Origin of the sequence: Scandinavium sp. UTDF21-P1B (assembly GCF_040750395.1) — a bacterium.
Classification (GTDB): domain Bacteria; phylum Pseudomonadota; class Gammaproteobacteria; order Enterobacterales; family Enterobacteriaceae; genus Scandinavium.
This window is the reverse complement of sequence record NZ_JBFLVD010000021.1, coordinates 25,572-45,936: the sequence shown is the minus strand read 5'-3', so window position 1 is coordinate 45,936 and position 20,365 is coordinate 25,572. Positions and strand designations below refer to the sequence as shown.

The following is a 20,365-nucleotide window of genomic DNA, read 5'->3' as shown; positions in this document are numbered from 1 at the left end:
TTTTGCAGGGATGCTTACAAACCCACGTAAGGAGTTGCCACTCAATTAGAAGACGTGTTTCGAGTCGTATAGAAGCGTTAGATAGAGCAATTAAGAATCGGGGTAAATCATCTGGTGGTAAAGCAGGCATGTTTTGCTTCTTGGGCTTACTGAATCGCTGACCGAGGTTATCAGCAGGATTAAACTCAATAAGTTCTTCTGTCGCAGCCCAACGGAAAATTTCATTTAGATGTGAAATGATACGGCGTAGGGTTTCCAATACGCCTCGTTGTTCTATGGGATCAAGGTGTTGTTTTAAGAGCTTGGGACGGATCTCTTTGATAGGAACGTTGCCTAAACCGGGGAAAATATTTCGTTCAAGGCTTCGCCAGATGTCTTCTGCGTGGTCTGGAGAGATACCAGAGGTCTTAACCTTTTCATCTAACCATTTCCTAGCAACCGCTTGTAGCGTGTGCTCAGTGGCATCCTTAAGGGCATTGGCTTTATCGTTGTTGTGAATCTGCGGATCGATACCATTTGCAAGCAACGATAAGTATTCATCACGTAAAGCCCGAGCTTTGGCAAGTGTGAGATGAGGGTAGGTTCCTAAGCTCATCTTTGTTCGCTTCTTACTTACTGGCACTGCATACCTGAAATACCAATTTTTCTTACCACCCTTTGATAGGGGAGCGATTCGTAGCATCAGGCCGTCACCATCAAAAAGGTTGATCTCCTTTTCTGCTGGCTTGGTATTTTTGATTTCAGTGTCAGTGAGTTTCTTAGCGATTTTTGCCATTTTTAGGACCCTCGATTTTGGGACCCTTTGCGTTGGGTCCCAAAAAGGGTGCCATAAGGAGTAGCTTCTAGCAAATTTCAGTAGACTTCTGTAGACGTAAAAAAGCCCGCAAGGCTGGTTCCATGCGGGCTTAGTAGACTTCAGTATACTTCAAACAACTAAAAAGTGGTGGAGCTGGCGGGAGTTGAACCCGCGTCCGAAATTCCTACATCCTCGGTACTACATGCTTAGTCAGTCTTTACATTCGCCTGGCACCTGCGGATTGACACGCCACTACCAGACTAGCCTGATTAGTTTTAACGCTTCAACCCCAGGCAGGGCTTCCACGCGATCTCTTTTGGGTTTGACCTCTCTTTGATCCCCGTCTTAAGAGCGGAAGCTAGGGAGAGAGGGCTCAGAGCAGGTTATTAAGCTGCTAAAGCGTAGTTTTCGTCGTTTGCGACTATTTTTTTGCGGCTTTTAACGAGGCAAACCGCCCCTCGGCATGCACCTTGGGTTTCGCGAATCCCGTCGAATCCAGAATCAGCCCCAATGTGTTCCAGCCAGTATAACAGACCTGGCCGGGGAAATACCACCGCTATAAGGCGCAGAAACGCTCACTTAACGCTCACGCAGCGCTTCTTTCGCGCGGTTGAACGGCTTAATCAGGTAATCCATGATCGTTTTTTCACCGGTTTTGATATCGACGCTGGCGACCATCCCCGGCGAGATGTTGAATTTGCGTCCGCGCTTGTTCAGCAGATAGTCCTGGTGTGTGCGGATAAACACCCGGTAATAGACGATTTCTGGCTTCACTTTGTCCTGAATGGTGTCTGGCGAGATGGTTTCCACTTCCCCTTCCAGGCCGCCGTAAATCGCGTAATCGTAGGCGGTGATTTTCACCAGCGCCCGCTGGCCCGGGTGAATAAAGGCGATATCACGTGGCGAAAGGCGCGCTTCAATCAGCAGATGATCGTCCACGGGCACGATCTCCATCATTTCCCCGTTTGGTGGAATCACGCCGCCGATGGTCGTCACCTGGATGTTTTTGACGATGCCGCGCATCGGTGAGCGCACGGTCATGCGGGTTACGGAGTCCTCGCGGCCTTTAATTATTGCCGAAAGCATATCCACTTCTGCGTTCGCCTTGGAGAGTTCCTCGCGGGCCTGCACGTAATACTGCGAGCGCAGGTCGGTGATTTTCAGGCCAAGGTCGCTCTTTTCCCGCTGTAGGCGCAGCACTTCCACGTGGCTCGCCGCGCCGCTTTTTTGCAGCCGTTCGGTGATGGCGAGCTCTTTATTAACGGAGTCCAGGGCGTCCTGAAGGTCGGCCTGCGAATCGGTGAGCTGTGCGCGGCGGGATTTATACAGCCGCGTTTCTGATGCGATCAGATCTGGCCAGGCCTTCAGTGAATCGGGAAATTTAAGCGGCAGATCGTTCACTTCGGCATTCAGCCGCACGCTGGAGGCGAGCGAAGCGCGGTACTTGGCCGCGCTCTCCCCGACGTTCGATTCGGAGCGGGTGGGGTCGAGTTTCGCCACCACTTCGCCAGCCTCCACTTTATCGCCTTCGTGCACGTTGAGTTCGGTAAGGATCCCGCCGTCAAGGGACTGCAACACCTGCTCGCGGGAGCTTGGGATGACTTTCCCGGTGCCGGTAGAAACTTCATCTAATGTGCCAAACCAGGCCCAGACGCCAAGCAGTAAAAAGAGGGCGGTTGAAAGCAGGACGATTTTACTGGCGCCGGAAAATTCGTTCTCCCGGCGGATGTCTAGGTCGTCCATGGCGATATCATGCTGACTGGTTTTCATTATTCCACCCCCGTCCGTTCGCCGCGTTTTGCCCTGGTGCGCGGCTGCCGTTCATCGCCTGCGCTTTCGGGGCGTCCATCACCAGCTGTCCCTCTTTCAGGACCACCACGCGGTCAACCAGCTCCAGCACCGGCACGCGGTGAGTCGCGACAATCAGCGTGCGGTTGCCGAGCCAGTTGCCGAGGCGCTGAATAAATTCCCGCTCGCTGTGCTCGTCAAGCGAAGCGCTCGGCTCGTCGAGCAGCACGATGTTCGGCGAGCGCAGCAGCATGCGCGCCAGCAAAATTGCCTGACGCTGTCCGCCGGAGAGACCGTTGCCACCTTCCATAATCGGATGATCCAGCCCTTTCGGCAGGCGCTTCACAAAGCTGTCGGCTCCGCAGATCTCCAGCACTTCAAAGATGGCTTCATCGTTGGCGTGCGGTGCGCCGAGGGTTAAGTTTTCGCGCAGGGTGCCGAAAAAGAGCCTCGCGTTCTGGCTGAGAAAACCGATGTTGCGGCGCAGATCGGCCATGTCGATTTGCCCGATGCTGAGGTTATCGAGGCGTAAATCTCCGTTCACCAGATCCACGCCGCCCGCCAGTGCCTGCAGCATGGTGGATTTCCCCGCGCCGTTGCGGCCGAGTAGCGCGACACGCTCGCCGGGTAAAATTTCCAGGCGCGATATGCGCAGCGGCACGCGCTGGTCTTCCGCGTGGTAACGGAAGTGCGCATTCTCAAAGACGTAATGACCGTGGAAAATCTCCTGATGCACCAGCGTCTCGTCGCGCTGGGTTTCTGTCGGCAGCTGCATGATGCTGTCGAGGCCCGTTTTAGCGGCTTTCACCTGCTGCCAGCGGGCAAGCACGCCGCACAGCCCGGCCATCGGAGCAATCATTCTTGATGCCAGCATGGAGGCGGCGACAACGGAACCGGTCGTCAAATCGCCTTCAATGACCAGCGGCGCGCCAAACAGAATCACGGCGGCGTACACCAGGCTCTGCACCGACATTCCCCAGCCGATCAGCCCCTGGGTGACTTTGCGCGTGCGCAGGCCGGATTCGCCGGTGATGCGGATGTAGCTGTTCCACTGTTGCAGGAAACGGTTCTCCGCCTGCATCAGCTTGATATCTTCCAGCCCCTGTACGCTCTCGACCAGTACGGCATTGCGCAGGGTGGATTCGTGCGCGGACTGATTGGCCAGCACCGCGAGCTTTTTTTGCAGCAGCAGGCCCGGCAGCACCATCATAATCGCCGCCACCGGGGCAATCCACGACAGCTGCGGGGCGATGATCCCAAGGACGATCACGAACAGGAAAAAGAAGGGCAGATCGACCAGCGTCGAAAGCGTGGATGAGGTGATCATTTCCCGGATCTGCTCCAGTTCGCGCAACTGAGAAATAAAGCTCCCGGTGGAGCGGGGCACGGCGCTGTTGCGCAGGCGCAGCGCGTGGCTGAACACGCGGTCTGAGATACGCATGTCGGCGCGCTTCCCGAGCACGTCCATAATGTGCGTTCGCGCCTCGCGCAGCAGAAAGCCAAAGATCACCGAGAGCAGCACGCCCGTTGCCAGCACGTAGAGCGTCGGATAGGACTGTGCCGGGATCACCCGATCGTAAACCTGCATGGAAAAAACGATCCCGGCGAGCGACAGCACGTTGACCAGAAACGCGGCAAACATCACCGGGATGTAGGGCCTGAGATCCTGGATAACCAGATCCTTCAGCCAGTCCGGGCGGAAGCGGGAAACATAAGTGTCGACGCGGCTGTCCTTCAGCGCCGAAAGCGGGCGCAGGGCGGCGACGCATTTCACCGACGACAGCAGATCGCTTGCCATTACGCGGTTGCTCTCGCTGTCGCCGTCAATCATAAACACGTCGACCGCATCATCGCCGTTGAAGTGCTCAATCACCGCCAGCTGTCCGTCGTCCAGCTCGGCAACCACCGGCAGCCGCCACTGGCTGAAGGCGTGTTCAGTCAGGGTGAGCAGGTGGAAAGACAGCCTGGCCTGGCGCGCAAGCTGCGTCAGCGCGGGCGTGTGGGTTTTGCCCTTGAACCACGGGGCGTTCGCCTGAATGGCGCCCGGCGAACAGGCCACGCGATAGTGGGCGGCAACGTGGCCAATGGCCAGCGCCCAGTTGCTGAGGGCGTGGTCGCTTATCAATTCTTCAACGGGAGGAGCGGCGCGGGTCATGGCTGGATCTCCACGGACTGAATGCTGCGGTTATTTAAGCCAAAAGCCTGGCGCAATGTGCCGGTATTATAGAGGCAGTCAAGCTGAAGCTGATGGAGCTGGCTCTGGGTCGAGAGTTCTGAAAAGCGCGCCTGGTAAACTTCCTGTTCGGCGTTTAACACATCGAGAAGCGGGCGTGAGCCGAGGTCGAGATACTGCTGCTGATAGAGTTCGCGGGTGCGTTCGCTAAGCTGCTGCTGGCGACGCAGAATTTGCAGAGAGGTTGCCAGATTCATCGACTGGCTACGCGCTTGCAGCAGCTTCTGGCGCACGTCCAGCCGAGTGCGCTGAATGGTCGACTGCGCTGATTCCACCGCATGGCTTGCGGCATCGCGCCGGGCGGTGAGCCCGCCGCCCTGATAAATCGGCATTTCGACCTTCAGAAACGTTGAATACTGGGTTTTATCCAGCACCTCGTGGCTCGGGTATTTATCGTTGAGGTAGTGCTGAACCGACGGCTCAAGTGATATCGTCGGCGTCATCTGCGCATTGGCGTACTCAAGATTGGCCTGCGCGGCGTTGGCCTGCGCCCAGGCCGCCAGCACGGCGGGCACCAGCCTGTCATCCGGTTTTGCAACCATGCAGCTTTGTTCGAGCTTTGGCGGAAATTCAGGGCTGATGCCGTTGAGAGAGTTCCAGCCGAGCATCGTCATTAACGTTGCCTGGGCGCTGTCGAGGCTCGCCTGATACTGCACCAGCTGTGAACGTGCCGATTCGATGCGGGCGTTGGTCTGCACTACGTCCGACAGCGAACTGGCGCCTTCGTCGTTGCGCTGCTGCGTCAGTTTACCGATGCCGTCCAGCGCGTTGAGCTGCGCGGTGGCGGCCTCCACCATCTCCTGCCAGGTTTGTACCTGTACCATGGCGACGGCGGTATCCCGGGCCACGGTATCAATGCTCACCAGCACGTTGGCCTGCTCCTGCGCCGCACCCGCTGTTTCGGCTTTCACCTGGCTTGAAACCTTGCCGAAGTCATACAGCATTTGTGACAGTGAAAGCACCAGCGACGGGCTGTAACCGTGGTCGGTGTAGGTGTTGCTGTAGCCGTTGTTCATGCCCGCGGTAACCTGCGGGTAGTATTTCGATTTCGCGACGTCAATCTGACTGTTTTGCGATTGCAGCTTACCAATCGCTTCACGGATAGCCGGGTGCCAGTTTACGGCGCGGCTGACGGCGTTGTTCAGCGTCAGCACGCCGGGCGCGGCGCTGCTTAAGGGAAGTTCGGCGGCGGAGCCATCTAGCGACGGTAAACCGTGCTCGCTGGCGAGTCCTTCAGAACTGATGGATTGTGGCTCATCTTCGGCATACACCTGAATGGAACAGAGGTGGAATGCCAGCAATACTGCGACAGGCGCTCTTCTTCCCATATTGTATCCCTTTCAAAAATCACAGCGTTTTTCTGTTTTGCCCCGGGCTCCGTAGCGCCCGGGGCTGTTATCGACTAGCCAGTAATAATGTGGTTTTGCTGCACCAGCTCCTCGTAAGTGGTATGGACGTTATTGAGCGTCACCAGGGTGGTTGGCGTAAAGGCACCGCCGGTCCCATCGCGGTCAATGGCAATCACCGTATCGTTGCCGCTGGTGCTGACCTTCACGAAGTTGGTCAGCGTCGAGGCCTGGTGATCCCAGCCGGTCAGCAGCTCGCGCAGGTCGATTTTGTCGCCCTGAGCCAGGTTGAAGTTGGTCCAGTTATCGTTGTTGTTACCCCCCGTCGCATCGTTACCCAGCAGGTGATAAATCAGCGTGTCGCCATAGGCCGACCCGGTGATGACGTCGTGCTGGTTAGAGCTTGCGATCTGCGGATTCATGTTGATGGTCAGGGTGGCGGTGTCCGTGTGCCCGTTCTGATCGTTGAGCGTGTAGCTGAAGGTCTCCTTGCTGGTCATAGAGGCGACGGTGACCCCGGCTTTCAGCGCATAGGTGTAAGAGCCGTCGAGATTCATGGTCAGCGTGCCGTAGTGCCCCTGAATGGTGGCGGTGCTGGTGCTACTGGTCGGGTTAAGCGTCGCCGTGCTGCCACCGTAGCCGTTCACCGTCAGGGTTGTGTGTACCGTCGAGAGCTGATCCAGCGCCCCGGCGGCATCCGTACCGTCAAATATGTTGCCGTGAACGTTGCTGCTGTTGGTGTCGAAGGTGTCCAGGTGATACGTCGTGCCGGTGAGGGTCGGCGTGATGGTGATGGTGCCAGCGGACAGCGCCCCGATGCTGCCGTTGACCGTCAGCGTGTAGGTCCCTGCCAGTAGCTCTTTACCGGTTAAGGCAAAGTCGATCCCCGTGCCTAACAGCAGCGAACCGGTGAAGTTGCCGCTGGCGATGGAGGTACCGTTCAGCGTCAGTGCCCAGGTGACGTTCAGCCCGCCGAGCGCCAGCAGCGAGGCGACATCAAAGTGCAGCACTGCGCCTTTCAGCACGCTGTTTGGATCCACCACAAAGGTGCCGCTGCCGCTCTTCGAGGTGCTGCTGAGCAGGGCTGCGTTCCAGCTCACGCCACCGACGGTGGTGGACGGCAGAGCGACGCTGTCCTGAACGGTGGTGACGCTCATCACCGTGCTGACGTCATCAATCGCATTCAGCGCCTGCGGCGTTGGCGTGATGTTCAGCGAGGCGCTGTCCGTGTCGCCGTTCGGGGCCTTCACGGTATAGACGAAGCTGTCCGGCGTACTGATGCTGTCGGCACCGACGCCGCTTTTCAGGGTGTAGGTGTAGTTGCCTTTTGCATCAATGGTCAGCGTGCCGTACAGCCCGTTGACGGTGGTGGTACCGGTGGCTGAAATCGCCACGCCGTTCACCTCGGTGATGACAGCTGAGGCTGGCGCTATGTCGTTGGTCAGCACGTTGCCGGTGGTGCTGGCGCTGATGCTGTCCACGGCGTAGGTGTGATCCTGTAAAATATTGAGCGTGTAACCGGTCAGCGCGGTAACACCGCTGGCCGTGTTGAGCAGGAAGATGTAATCACCGCCCGGCAGGGTCAGCGTCAGCTGGCTCGAAGAGCCCCCCAGCAGCGGCGCGTTCAGCCAGCCTTTCTGCACCTTGTACTGCTCATACTGCTGCGTCACGTTGTTGAAGCGGTAGATATAGAGGTCAAAGGTTGAAGCCAGCGCCACGCCGCCGACGGAGGATTGCAGGGTCACCGTGCGGGTGCTGCCGTCCTGGACGTCAAACTTGATCGGGTTGCTCATGTTCGCGAGCACGTCGAGGCTCAGTACGTTGCCGAGCCCTACGCCGACGACGGTGAAGCCCGACTGCGAAGACGCGCCGTTGTTGATGGCGGTGACGTCGGTGTCAAACACCAGCGTCGCGCTGTTGTCCGTCGCCACCACGCTGCTGGCGGCAGGCTGTGGGCCCAGGTTGACCACCAGTTGGGCGGAGTCGCTGACGCCGTTGTGGGTAATGGTGTAAGTGAAGCTCTCCTTGTGGCCGAGCACCGCCGCCGAGGTGTTATTCAGCGTATAGGTGTAGCTGCCGTCCTGATTGATATGCAGCGTGCCGTACAGTCCGGTAATGTCCGCGCCGCCTGCACCCACGGTGACGACCTGGCCGCTGGCGTTGGTCACCTGAGTGATGACGGTACCGGCTGGGGCGTTATCCTGTCCGCCGCTGGTATCGATATCGGTAATGACGTTACCGGTGTGGGAGGTTGGCCCACTGACGGTCCCCGCGCTGGTTTTCTGCACGTCCACTTCAAGGCTGGTGTACGACCCGGTCGCCAGCAGGCTGCTGTTCCAGGTCACTACCCGATACTGCCCGCCGGTCAGCCCGGTGAGGCTCAGCGATACGCCGCTGCCATTGAGGGTCAGGAGGTCGGCAAACGCCGGATTTGACGAGTCGACAAAGGTTTGCCATGAGCCGCTGGCGGTGTCGTATTTCTGCACCAGGATCTCCTGGGTGGAGAGCAGCGACAGCACGATCCCGGTGGCGGCGGCGTCGATGGTGACATCGCCGGATCCGCCGTCGGCAATGCTGAAGGTCACCTGGGCCGTATCATCGCCCAACACCGATGCGACATTGCCCAGCGCGCCCACCAGCAGCACGCCGTAATCCGTCAGATGCTCGGTGCTGGTGGTGGCGGTGGAGGTCAGCGCCAGGCTGGTGACGTTGTCGTTCGCCGACAGCGGCAGAACGGGCGCGGTGACCTGGCCTTGCCCTGAGGTATTCCCCGCGACGTCCGTCGCGGTGGCCGTCAACAGCTGCCCCTCAATCTGGCGCACCGGCAGGGTCAGGGACCAGTGGCCGTCGCTGCCCGCGGTGGTCGTCAGCGTTCCTCCCCCGCCCGGCAGGGTGATGGTGACGGTGCTGTTGGCTTCGGCCTGGCCGCTTAGCGTACTGCCATCCGTGCTGATGCTGATCGACGGCGCGCCTGGCGCCAGCGTATCGACAATCACGCTGAACGATGCGGAAGGGCTCCCCGTACCGTTGGCGTTAGTGGCCGTGGCGGTGAAAGCGTGCAGGCCTTCGGTCACGTTGCCGCCCGGTGTGAAGGTCCAGACGCCGCTGGCATTGGCGGTGGTGGTGCCCAGTAGGGTGCCATTGTTGTAAATCGAGATCGTGGCGTTTGCCTGTGCGGTTCCGCTCAGGGTTGGGGTGGCATCATTGGTGAGCTGGCCGTTGGTCAGGTTGCCGGTATACAGGCCCTGATTATCCAGCACGCTGGTGATGGCTGGCGCATCCGGTACGCGGGTGTCCGGCGCGGTAAAGCCCACGGAAGCGCCCACGTTGCCCGCTCTGTCCTGAGCGAAGGCCAGCAGCCCCTGACCGGTGGTCTGGGCAGGGGAAATGTTGACGGTGAAGGCTCCGGTTCCGTCGGCGGTGGCGGTACCCAGTACGGTGCCGGTGCTGCTGGTGATAGTGACCGTACTGTTGGCTTCTGCGCTACCGGTGACGCGGGTCCCGGTGCCGTTTACCGCCAGGCCCGTTACGATACCCGGTGCAACCGTATCCACAATGATGGCCGCAGCCGTCGAGGTGGCGCTCAGGTTGCCCGCCGCATCCGTTGCGGTCACGGTGAAGCTGTGGTTCCCCTGCGTCAGGGCGACGGTTGGCGTCCAGCTCCAGCTTCCCGAGCCGTTCGCGGTGACGGTGGCGACCAGCGTGCTGCCGTCGTAGATCTTCACGGTGCTGTTGGCTTCGGCCGTGCCGTTCAGGGTTGGCAGGCTGTCGTTGGTAAACTGTCCGTTGCCGACGGCCCCCACGATATTCGGAATATCATCCATGATGGTGGTAATCGCCGGTGTAACCGGTGCGGTGGCATCCACCACCACGGTGAAGCCCGCCGTTGGGGCGCTAACGTTGCCTGCGGCGTCGGTAGCGGTGACGGTCAGGGTGTGCGACCCGTCCGCCAGCGCGGTGCCTGGGGTGAAGTTCCAGACGCCACCCGTTGCCACCGTGGTGCCGAGCAGCGTTGACCCGTCATAGATGCTGACGGTACTGCCGCTTTCCGCCGTGCCGTTCAGTACCGGCGTGCCGTCGTTGGTCAACTGGCCGTTGGCCAGCGGACCGACCACGCCACCTGCTGCATCATCGGTGACCGCAAGTAGCACGGGCGCATTTGGCGTTGCCGTATCGACGGTGATGGCGAACGGCAGGGACGAGCCGCTGACGTTGCCCGCCGCATCGGTGGATTTAGCGGTCAATGAATGTGCGCCATCGACAAGAGGCGATGTGGTGACAATCCACGTCCCGAGGGCATCCGCGACCGCCGTACCGACGAGGGTTGAGCCATCATAAATGTTGACCGTTGCGCCTACTTCCGCCGTCCCGGTCAGGGTCGGGGTATTATCGTTAGTGCTGCCGCCGACCACAATTGGCCCGACGCCCGGAGCAACATCATCGGCAAGCGATGTGATCACCGGAGCCAGCGGCGCGAGGGAGTCAACCACGAAGCTGACGCTGCCTGAGGTGCCGCTCAGGTTGCCCGCCGCGTCCGTGGCCGTTGCGGTCAGAACGTGGCTCCCCTGAGGCAGGTCAACGGTTGGGGTGTAGCTCCATGCGCCGCTGCCGTTGGCGGTGACCGTCGCCAGCAGAGTGCCGTTGTCATAAATTTTTACGGTGGCGTTGGCTTCGCTGGTGCCGCTGATGGTCGGGCGCAGATCGTCCGTGGTCGCACCGTTGCCCAGATTCCCTGTAACCGTTCCCTGATAGTCAAAGACGGTAGCGATAACCGGCGCATTCGGCGCGGTGATATCGACAGTAAAGGAGCGAACGTCCGAGGCCGGGCCGGTATTTCCCGCTGCATCGGTCGCCGTGGCGGTAATGTTCCAGGTGCCCGCCGTTAACGCTGTACCCGGCGTGAAGGTCCAGACCCCGAGCGCGTTTGCCGTTGTTGTACCAAGCAGCGTTGAACCGTTGTAAAGCGTGATGGTCGCACCCCCTTCGGCCGTACCGCTGAGGGTCGGATGCGTTTCGTTGGTCACGCCGCCGTTAGCGACCACGCCAATGACCGGCGCGGTGTTGTCGGCGACAGAACTGATGACCGGCGCAGCCGGTGGTACAGCATCCACGTTAACGGTGAAGCCGCCGGTAAGGCCGCTGATGTTGCCTGCCGGATCTTTCTGGCTAATTGTCAGTACATGAGAACCGTTGCCCAGCGCCGAGGTGGTGACGCTCCAGTTGCCTGTACCATCAACGAGGGCGCTGCCTACCGCCACGCCGTCAGAGTAAACGGTGACCGTTGCGCCCGCTTCACCGCGGCCGTTGAGCGTTGGCGTGGTGTCATTGGTCAACTGCCCGTTAACCAGCGGTCCGACGTTGCCCGGATTATCGTCCACAACCGAGCTCAGCGTTGGCACCAGCGGCGCAACGGTGTCGATCACGATCGGGTAGCCGACCGAAGGCAGGCTGGTATTCCCGGCCGGATCGGTGGCGGTCACGGTCAGGGTGTGGCTGCCGTTGGCGAGCGTTGTTCCCACCGGGAAGGTAAAGGTCCAACTGCCGGAGCCATTTACCGTCGTGGTGCCGAGCAGGGTGGAGCCGTCATAGACGTTGATGGTGCTGCCAATTTCCCCCGAGCCGCTCAGCAGCGGCTGGGTGTCATTGGTCGACAGCCCTGGGTTTATCACGACGTTCGGGGTCACGTTGTCGTTGGTGACCGCAGTGATGGTCGGCATCTCTGGCGCGACGGTGTCAATGTTCAGGGTAAAGCCACCAGACACGAGCCCGGTGTTACCCGCCACGTCGGTAGCCTGGGCGGTAAAGGTATGCGTGATATTGCTGAGGTCAGCGGAGGGTGTGTAGCTCCAGTTGCCGTTGATATCCGCTTTTACCGTGCCGGACAGAGTACCGTTGTCGAAAATGGTGACGGTGGCATTTGGCTCACTGGTCCCGTTAAGCGTTGGTCGGGCGTCATTGGTCAGGCTGCCTGAAATCAGTGCGCCCAGGTTACCGGGTACGTCGTCCGTTGCTGAGACGATAATCGGTAGGTCCGGTGCCGTTAAATCTACCGTAATGGTTGCCGCTGCTGATGGGCCGCTTGATCCGTTCCCGTTCTCAGCTACGGCGGTAAAACTATAGCTTCCTTCAATCAGCGGTGGTGCAATGGTGAACTGCCACTGACCGCTGCCGTTGGCGGTTGTGGTGCCGACTTCAGTGCCGTTAACCAGAATGTGAATGGTGGTGTTGGCACCGGCGGTACCGTTCAGGGTCGGTGTGGTATCGTCTGTTCTGCCACCGTTGATGACGGCACCCATCACGGTGCCCGCATTATCATCCACCAGGGTGATTACCGGCGCATCTGGCAGGTTGCTTAGATTGATTGCGATGGTATGCAGAGGATCGCTTTGGTTACCAGCCTGATCCTGTGCAATCACCGTCAGGCTTTGTCCGGCTGTTTGCGGTGGTATCAACGACACGGTGAAGGTTCCGCCCGCAGAGGCGGTTGTCTGGCCGATCACCGTTCCGTTGATGTCCTTGATGAAAATTTCTGCGTTGGCTTCAGCGGTCCCGGTGAGCGTAGCGCCATCCAGCGATTTTACGGTGACAACCGGAATCGGCGGTGGTGTGACGTCGACGGTGAAGGTGATGGGGGCACCCGGCAGCGTTTCATTGCCAGCGGCGTCCTTCGCGGTGAACGTCAGGCTGTGCGTCGTTTCCGTCAGGCCGCTGGTGGTGAATGTCCAGGTACCTCCCGTTACGAGCGCCGTGCCGATTTTCGTCCCTCCGTCATAAATAATGACCGTCGAGCCGTCTTCTCCGGTACCGTTGATGGTCAGGGTTTGATCGTCGGTGACCATTCCGTCAACGATATTGCCGGTAATCAGACCCTTATCATCGAGAATCTCCGTCACGGAAGGTGGCGTCAGGGAGGTTTCAACCGTGAAGGTAAAGTCAGTCGAGCTGCCGCTGACGTTACCTGCGCTGTCCGTTGCTTTCGCTGTAAAGGTATAGGTGCCGTCCGTCAGGCTGGTGGTCAGCGGTAACGACCAGTTGCCCAGACCGTCGGCGACGACGGTGCCGACCACGTTGCTACCGTTATAAATGGTGACGGTGTTGTTCGGATCTGCGGTGCCATGAAGGACCGGTTTGTTGTCGTCGGTGATCCCGCCAGTGAGTACGGGATCCAAAATCGCACCCACATCATCTTCCGCGTAGCCGATAACCGGTGCGTCGGGCAGTGTCGTATCGATGGTAATGGTGACCGTCGGCGAGTGCAGGCTGGTATTCCCGGCGATATCAGTTTCCGTCGTTGAGATCGCGTAGGTGGTGCCGTCAGTCAGCGGCGTGGACGGCGTAAAGCTCCAGGTTCCACCTTCGCCGACCGTTGCCGTGCCGATGTTGGTTATACCGTTATAAATCGTGATGGTGCTGCCCACCTCGCCGGTGCCGCTGAAGGTTGGGGTGGTGTCGTTGGTTGAGCCGCCGTTCAGCACGTTGCCGACGACCGGCAGCTGGTTGTCAGTGACCAGCGGCGCCTCTGGCGCAAGCGGGGCGGTGATGTCAATAATCACCGAGAATCCTCCGGAGACCGGCCCGGTGTTACCCGCAGCATCGGTCGCGGTGGCGGTGATCACATGCAGGCCTGGAAGCAGCGGTACGGGAGGGAGGTAGCTCCACTGACCTGAGCCGTTAGCGGTCACTGTGGCTAAAAACGCACCGTTGTTATACAGCGTTACGCTGGCATTCGCCTCTGCGGTTCCGCTAAGCAACGGCTCCGTTTCATTGGTGGTGCTACCGTTGGGTAACACGACGGTACCGTCATCCACGGTCGCTGAGAGAATCGACGGGGCATCTGGCGCGGTGGCATCAACCTTCAGCGTGAAGTCGATGTTGGCGCTGACGTTCCCGGCATCATCGGTGGCGTTGGCGCTCAGCAGGTGCGAGCCGTCGCCCAGCGGGACGGGCGGCGTGAATTCCCAGTGTCCGCTGCCGTCAACGGTCGTCTGGCCGATCTCTTTGCCGTTGTCATAGAAGGTAATGACTGAGCCGATATCACCGCTGCCGCTCAGGTGCGGCAAGGTTTCACTGGTGAGCTGACCCGGCGTCAGCGGAACGTTGCCTGCGGTAGTGACATCATCAATGCCCGGCACGGCGGGCGGCGTGGTGTCGAGAGTGAATGTCCATGCGCCGGAGGTCGTCGAGGTGTTGCCGAAATCATCGCTGGCGTTGACGGTCAGCGAATGATTCGGCCCGGTGAGCGCGGTGGTGAAGGTATAGCTCCAGGTGCCGGAAGCATCGACAACGATGCTGGTGACCAGCACGTTGTTGTCAAACAGATGCACGGTTGAGCCCGGCTGCGCGGTACCGCTGACCGTCGGCGTGCTGTCGTTGGTCAATCCCCCGTTGCTGATAGCACCAAGGATCCCCGGCGCATCGTCATTGACCAGGGTGATGGCCGGAAGCTGAGGAGCAACGGTGTCCACGAGGATATTCCACGGCGCAGAGGTGCTGACGTTGCCTGCGGCATCCGTGGAGGTCACCGTAAACTGATGGGTGCCTTCTGAAAGCGCTGAACCAGGCGTAAAGCTCCAGTTTCCGCTGGCGTCTATCGTGGCGGTTCCCAGCAGATTACCGTTTTCGTAGACCTTAACGGTCGATCCAATTTCCGCCGTGCCTGAGAGCGTTGGCCGGTTATCGTTGGTGGTATTCCCGTTGAGGATAGTGCCGATTATGCCCGTTACGTCATCCTGTACGTCGAGGATCAGCGGCAGATCCGGGGCGGTAATGTCCGGCGCCGTGGCGAAGCCCGGCAGGCTGGTGTTGCCCGCCAGATCGGTCGCGGTGGCGGAGAGGATCTCACCGTTATCCTGGGCTGGCGTCAGCGTGATGGTGAACAGCCCGTCGGTTGCTCCGGCCTTTCCGGTGCCGATTATGGCGCCGAGCGGATCTTTCACCGTGATTGTGCTGCCGGGTTCTGCATGTCCGGTCAGCACGGTACCGGTGCCATTGACGTGCAGGTTGTCCGGGATATTCGGTGGCGTGATGTCCGGGGCGACCACGCTGGCGGCAGGCCCGGTGTTATGTGCGGCATCCGTGGCGGTAGCGAGCAGCCCCTGACCGTTGAGCTGCGGGGTGTTCAGCGGGGCGATAAAGTTGCCAGCTCCGTTGGTCAGGCCGGTGCCCAGCACGTTGCCGCTACCATCGGTGATGGTGACTGTGCTGCCCGGTTCGGCCTGACCGCTGACGCTCAGGCCATCTGCCGCCACGGTGAGCCCGGTCGGCGCGCCCGGCGGGGTGGTATCCGGGGCAACTACGTTTTCAGCAATGCCCACGTTGGCGGCTTTATCCGTCACGCTTACGCTGAGCGTTTCACCGTTTTTCTGCGGCGTGCTCAGGGTAATGGAGAAATTCCCGCTCGCATCGGCAGTACCCGTACCGATTTGCGCGCCGTGGCTGTCTTTCACCACCACGGTACTGCCTGCTTCAGTGGTGCCGGTCAGGGTCTGGCCCTGATTGATGACCATCAGGTCATCAAGTACTGGCGGGAGGGTATCAACGTCAATGGTGAACGAGGCAGACGGTGCGCTCTCACCAACGCCGTTGTTGGCGGTGGCGGTAAACACATGATCGCCGTCGGGGAGCGGCAGCAGTGGCGTAAAGCTCCAGTTGCCGTTGCTATCGGCCATGACGGGTGGCAGCAGCGGCGTACCGTTATCGCTAATGGTGATAGTCGCGTTGGGCTCCGCGGTCCCGGTAAGGGTTGGCGTGTTGTCGTTAGTGTCGCCACCTGCGGAGACGTTGCCCTGCACAGGGTCAACGTTGTCATTGATGGTGACAATCACCGGCTGGCTCGGGAAGCCGGAGTCGGAGGCATCGAAATCTGTAGGCTGCCCCACGTTGCCCGCGGCATCCTGAATGCGGGCTTCCAGCTGCTCGCCGTGGGTTTTGGCCGGGTTGAGGGTGACGCTGAACTCGCCGTTGCTGCCGACAACCGTCGTGCCCAGCAGGACATTGTTGCCGTCATAAATGGACACCGTGCTTCCGGCCTCTGCCGTCCCGGTCACGGTGGCACCGTCCAGCGAAACAGTGGAGATGTGTGCCGGAGCCGGTGGCGTTACGTCGACGGTAAATGTCGGCGCTGTAGTACTGGCGCTGACGTTGCCCGCTTTGTCCGTCTGGGTGATGGTTATCGTGTGCGAGGTTTCAGACAGGGCCTGCGATGGTGTAAAGCTCCAGTTGCCGTTGCTGTCGATCGTGGTGGTGCCAAGCAGCGTCTGACCGTCATATATCTTCACGGTATCGCCCGCTTCACCTCTGCCGGTGAAGGTCGGTTTGGCATCGTCGGTGACAGCACCGTTGTTCAGCGCCCCGGTGATAGAGCCGATGTCGTCAGTGACGGCGATGAGCTGCGGCGCGTCCGGCGCAACGGTATCGACAGTAATATTAAAGTGCGAAGACTCGATAGTGCTGCCTTTGATGTTAATGGCGATTGCGGTAAACGAGTGCGCCCCGTCGATAAGCGGGGTGGTAACGGTGTAGCTCCAGGTACCGCTGTTGCCGACCACAACGCTGCCCAACAGGTGTCCATCTCCAAATATGCGTACCGTGCTGCCTGCGGTGCCTGTGCCTTTCAGCGTAGGGGTATTGTCGTTGGTAAACTGATTGTTGCCGAAGCTGGTGGGGGTCGAACCGTGATCGTTCACGGCGCTGAGGATCGCGGGGACTTCTGGCAGATCGACATTAGGTGCAGTCACTTCCGCAGAAGGGCCGGTGTTGCCCGCTTTATCCGTGGCGTTGACGGTCAGGTGCTCGCCGCTGAGCTGAGGCGTGTTAAGCGTGATGCTAAAGTTGCCGCTGCTGTCGGCGGTCCCGGTTCCGATGACCGTACCGTCAGGGCCTTTGACTTCTATCGTGCTTCCGGGCTCGGCCTTACCGGTCAGCGTTTTGCCGTCCTGGGAAACTGTGAGGTTCGTTGGCGCCGTAGGCGGCGTGGTGTCCGGATCGCCGTTTCCGTTGCCGTTATTTCCGTTTCCATTGTTTCCGTTGCCGTTCCCATTTCCGTTGTTGCCGTTGCCATTGTTGCCGTTATCCCCATCCCCGGAGTTATGGCTGGAACCGCCACCACCGCCTCCACCTCCGCCAGCGGCGATACCGATACCGGCGGCTACAGCGACTCCGCCGAGCACCCATGGCCAAATCGCCCCGCCTTCGGAGTGGCCTTCCGCCACCATGAAGGCATCGAGATTATCGATTTGCTGGAAGTGGAAATTGCTTGCGGTGTCCTGAACCCACCATAACGCGCCGTGGTCGTCCTCAAGAACCAGCTGGTTGGCACCCTGCGGGTATTCAGCGTAAAAATTGTGGATGGTGAAGGTTTCGCCCGAATGGAGCCTGATAACCATATCCTGGCCGGAACGGGTGATGGAGGCGATATCCGAGCGCTCAAGCTGAAGCTTCACAACGGACGGTGCAGTGAGGGTGACTTCAGGGGCAGTCACATTGCTGGTGACGCCAGTCAGTTCGGAAATGACGGAAACAGGACGCATGGTTATCACTCCATTCAGAGAAGAGGGTGTTACCGTGTTTGCAGACAGGTGAAATGCCTCACGATAAAACATATTCCTGCCGTTAATGCCTTAAATTAGCTGACCCTTATCTTAAATTTGGTGCGAGCAAATCCGTTGCCTGAATAAGCATTAAATTAAAATGGTCGTAGCAGGTTTATGTATAAATTGTCCTGAGGCGAAAACCCCTGTTTTTTATCGGCTTAATTTTGCTGAGTGCTGATCATGATATAGACAGAAACGAAAGAATTCGCAAATTAAGCAGAAGTTAACTGCTATGAAGTAAAAGTGAATGTTGGCGACTTTTGTGCGGTGGTCATCTGATCTGTTATAAAAAAACAGAGGGGAGAGAAAGGGAGTAATTCATGTTATAGATATGATATTAAAGGAGTAAATATTTATTATGAAAAGTGCATCTGGCGAGTGCAGTGATTAAATTATTACGCTGGCTAATGATTTTCGTGGACATCTGGGGTGACAAATATCTCATTTTCCATCCAATTATTCCTTCCTTATGCGATCGCTGTCCGTTTGTGGCATATCCCTGGAAGATATTTTTAAATAAGCCTGTATGTTATTACATGATATATTCTGGATAATAAAAAAGATAACATGCCTGAAATGTTAATATCGGCGAGTGGTTGCTATAGCAGTAATTTAAAAAAAGGCGAGCTATGGGGAAAGAAAAATATTGCCCCGCCAGGATTACTCAACGTGCGGGGCAGGGGGGACTGGCTGGATTAACGCCCGGCGTTCTTCATTATGCGGGCTTTATCGCGCGCCCACTCCTGATTTTTCAGGTCGGAGCGTTTGTCGTGCTGTTTCTTACCTTTCGCCACGCCAATCTTCACCTTACACCAGGCATTCTTCCAGTAAAGAGAAAGGGCCAGTACGGTGTAACCGTCGCGGTTGATTTGCCCATACAGGGTATCCAGCTCGCGCTGGTTCAACAGCAACTTACGGGTGCGCGTAGGGTCGCAGACATAGTGGCTTGAGGCGACGGCCAAAGGCGTGAAGTTTGCGCCGAACAGAAACGCTTCGCCGTCCCGCAGGATAACGTAGCTATCGCCAATGTTGGCTTTACCGGCGCGCAGGGATTTTACCTCCCAGCCTTGCAGGGCGAGACCCGCTTCGTACTCATCTTCGATAAAATATTCGTGGCGGGCGCGTTTATTCAGCGCGATAGTGGCTGATCCAGGTTTGTTCGCTTTTTTCTTAGTCATGGTGTCCTGAAGTCATCTTTTCTGTACATGGCCTCAATCTTCCCGCGAGGCGTAATGGGCTATCTTAGCACGAGTTGCGGCGCAGCGTTTTTTTTAGCGCGGGATAAATGATATTATTTGCGCCATCACAGTGAGTGGAAATTGCCATGCCTCAGATTAGTCGTACTGCGCTTGTGCCCTACAGCGCGGAACAGATGTACCAGCTCGTGAATGATGTGGATGCTTACCCGGATTTCTTGCCCGGCTGCACGGGCAGTCGCGTGCTGGAAGCCGGACCGTCGCAAATGACCGCAGCGGTGGATGTGTCAAAAGCGGGGATCAGCAAAACCTTCACGACCCGTAACACCCTGACCAGCAACCAGAGCATCCTGATGCATCTGGTGGACGGCCCGTTCAAAAAACTGATCGGCGGCTGGAAGTTTATCCCGCTGAGCCAGGATGCCTGTAAAATTGAATTTCATCTCGACTTTGAGTTTACCAATAAGTTGATTGAGATGGCGTTTGGTCGCATTTTCAAGGAGCTGGCATCGAACATGGTGCAGGCATTTACGCTTCGCGCCAAAGAGGTCTACAGTGTCGGCTAACATCTCGGTCGAAGTGGTTTATGCCCTGCCTGAAAAACAGTACCTGCAAAGAGTATCCCTGACTGAAGGTGCTACCGTCGAGCAGGCGATTGCGGCCAGCGGTATCACGAAGTTGCGCCCGGAAATCGATCTGACCAGCAATAAGGTCGGCATCTGGAGCCGGGCGGTGAAACTGCAGGATGAGGTGCACGAAGGCGATCGGGTTGAAATTTATCGTCCGCTGATTGCCGATCCGAAAGCGCTGCGCCGCCAGCGGGCGGAGAAAGCCGGAAAGTAATTCATATTGCCCGGTGACGCTTTGTTGGCACGGGTCAGGGTGGGGAGGTAAGCCTCGAACTCTCTGACAAAATAAAAAAGCGCTCAATGAGCGCTTTTTTTGTCTGCCGGGCTTAGTTGGTCAGCGTCGGTTTGTTGTCGATGTTGGTCAGCACACCGCTGCTGTTGAAGGTCAGGGTCAGCGTCTGCTGAGTCACTTTCTCATGACCCGGCTCCTGACGGAAAACGTAGAACCAGGTGTTGGTCCCGAACGGATCGGACATCATCGGCGTGCCCAGAGCATAGGCAACCTGCTGTTGTGTCATGCCGACACGAATTTTTGCGACGTCGTTTGGTGCCAGATAGTTACCCTGGTTGATGTCAGGACGGTAAACCACTCGCTCCAGAGTGGAACAGCCTGCGGTCAACATCAGAAGAACCGCTGCGGCAGCAGTCAGCATTTTACAGCGCATAGTGATTTCATTCCTTTTCGGGCCCGAGCAGTTCACGGCTCAATTGTAATTTGTCGATGATAATAGACCTTTGCCCGGTTGGGAACCTTCTACTTCAGGTCTATCGGCATTTTGCTGTTCA

The 20,365-nt window shown here is 58.4% G+C and carries 9 protein-coding genes and 1 other RNA gene; 2 read left to right on the top strand and 8 right to left on the bottom strand.

Annotated elements, in window-relative coordinates; genetic code table 11:
- The 7 genes from AB1287_RS17835 to smpB form a co-directional block, all read right to left on the bottom strand.
- Nucleotides 1-775: integrase arm-type DNA-binding domain-containing protein (locus AB1287_RS17835; RefSeq protein WP_435618638.1), on the bottom strand; the 775-nt coding region annotated here is incomplete at its 3' end.
- A gap of 166 nt (nt 776-941) precedes the next feature.
- Nucleotides 942-1,305, bottom strand: a transfer-messenger RNA (tmRNA) gene (gene ssrA, locus AB1287_RS17830).
- Nucleotides 1,306-1,375: 70 nt separating this feature from the next.
- Nucleotides 1,376-2,539, bottom strand: coding sequence for an HlyD family type I secretion periplasmic adaptor subunit (locus AB1287_RS17825; protein ID WP_312627915.1), 1,164 nt, complete (start codon nt 2,537-2,539; stop codon nt 1,376-1,378).
- 7 nt (nt 2,540-2,546) lie between these two features.
- Entirely contained in the window at nt 2,547-4,739 is a 2,193-nt protein-coding gene (locus AB1287_RS17820) for a type I secretion system permease/ATPase (protein WP_435618637.1), read from the bottom strand.
- Nucleotides 4,736-6,145, bottom strand: coding sequence for a TolC family outer membrane protein (locus AB1287_RS17815; protein ID WP_312627819.1), 1,410 nt, complete (start codon nt 6,143-6,145; stop codon nt 4,736-4,738). The genes AB1287_RS17820 and AB1287_RS17815 overlap by 4 nt, the downstream gene beginning before the upstream one ends.
- 74 nt (nt 6,146-6,219) lie before the next feature.
- The gene (locus AB1287_RS17810; protein ID WP_435618636.1) at nt 6,220-17,691 is read right to left on the bottom strand and encodes a BapA/Bap/LapF family large adhesin; all 11,472 of its coding nucleotides are present in this window, start codon (nt 17,689-17,691) and stop codon (nt 6,220-6,222) included.
- Between the two features lie 758 nt (nt 17,692-18,449).
- A complete protein-coding gene (gene smpB / locus AB1287_RS17805) occupies nt 18,450-18,932 on the bottom strand; it encodes an SsrA-binding protein SmpB (RefSeq protein ID WP_312627817.1) in 483 nt (160 codons plus the stop codon).
- Nucleotides 18,933-19,078: 146 nt separating this feature from the next.
- Between smpB and AB1287_RS17800 the strand changes: the two genes are divergently transcribed.
- Nucleotides 19,079-19,516, top strand: a complete 438-nt coding sequence (locus AB1287_RS17800) for a type II toxin-antitoxin system RatA family toxin (protein WP_312627816.1) — start codon at nt 19,079-19,081, stop codon at nt 19,514-19,516.
- A complete protein-coding gene (locus AB1287_RS17795; RefSeq protein ID WP_312627814.1) occupies nt 19,506-19,793 on the top strand; it encodes an RnfH family protein in 288 nt (95 codons plus the stop codon). The genes AB1287_RS17800 and AB1287_RS17795 overlap by 11 nt, the downstream gene beginning before the upstream one ends.
- 112 nt (nt 19,794-19,905) lie before the next feature.
- On the opposite strand, the gene bamE is transcribed toward AB1287_RS17795, so the two are convergent.
- Nucleotides 19,906-20,244, bottom strand: a complete 339-nt coding sequence (bamE, locus tag AB1287_RS17790) for an outer membrane protein assembly factor BamE (RefSeq protein WP_435618635.1) — start codon at nt 20,242-20,244, stop codon at nt 19,906-19,908.
- Nucleotides 20,245-20,365: the final 121 nt, after the last annotated feature.

Bases quoted from the DNA above. Each gene is read 5' to 3' on its own strand.
- AB1287_RS17800 (WP_312627816.1), top strand. From the start codon at position 19,079: ATGCCTCAGATTAGTCGTACTGCGCTTGTGCCCTACAGCGCGGAACAG.
- AB1287_RS17825 (WP_312627915.1), bottom strand. From the start codon at position 2,539: ATGGACGACCTAGACATCCGCCGGGAGAACGAATTTTCCGGCGCCAGT.
- AB1287_RS17820 (WP_435618637.1), bottom strand. From the start codon at position 4,739: ATGACCCGCGCCGCTCCTCCCGTTGAAGAATTGATAAGCGACCACGCC.
- AB1287_RS17810 (WP_435618636.1), bottom strand. From the start codon at position 17,691: ATGCGTCCTGTTTCCGTCATTTCCGAACTGACTGGCGTCACCAGCAAT.
- AB1287_RS17815 (WP_312627819.1), bottom strand. From the start codon at position 6,145: ATGGGAAGAAGAGCGCCTGTCGCAGTATTGCTGGCATTCCACCTCTGT.
- smpB (WP_312627817.1), bottom strand. From the start codon at position 18,932: ATGACTAAGAAAAAAGCGAACAAACCTGGATCAGCCACTATCGCGCTG.
- bamE (WP_435618635.1), bottom strand. From the start codon at position 20,244: ATGCGCTGTAAAATGCTGACTGCTGCCGCAGCGGTTCTTCTGATGTTG.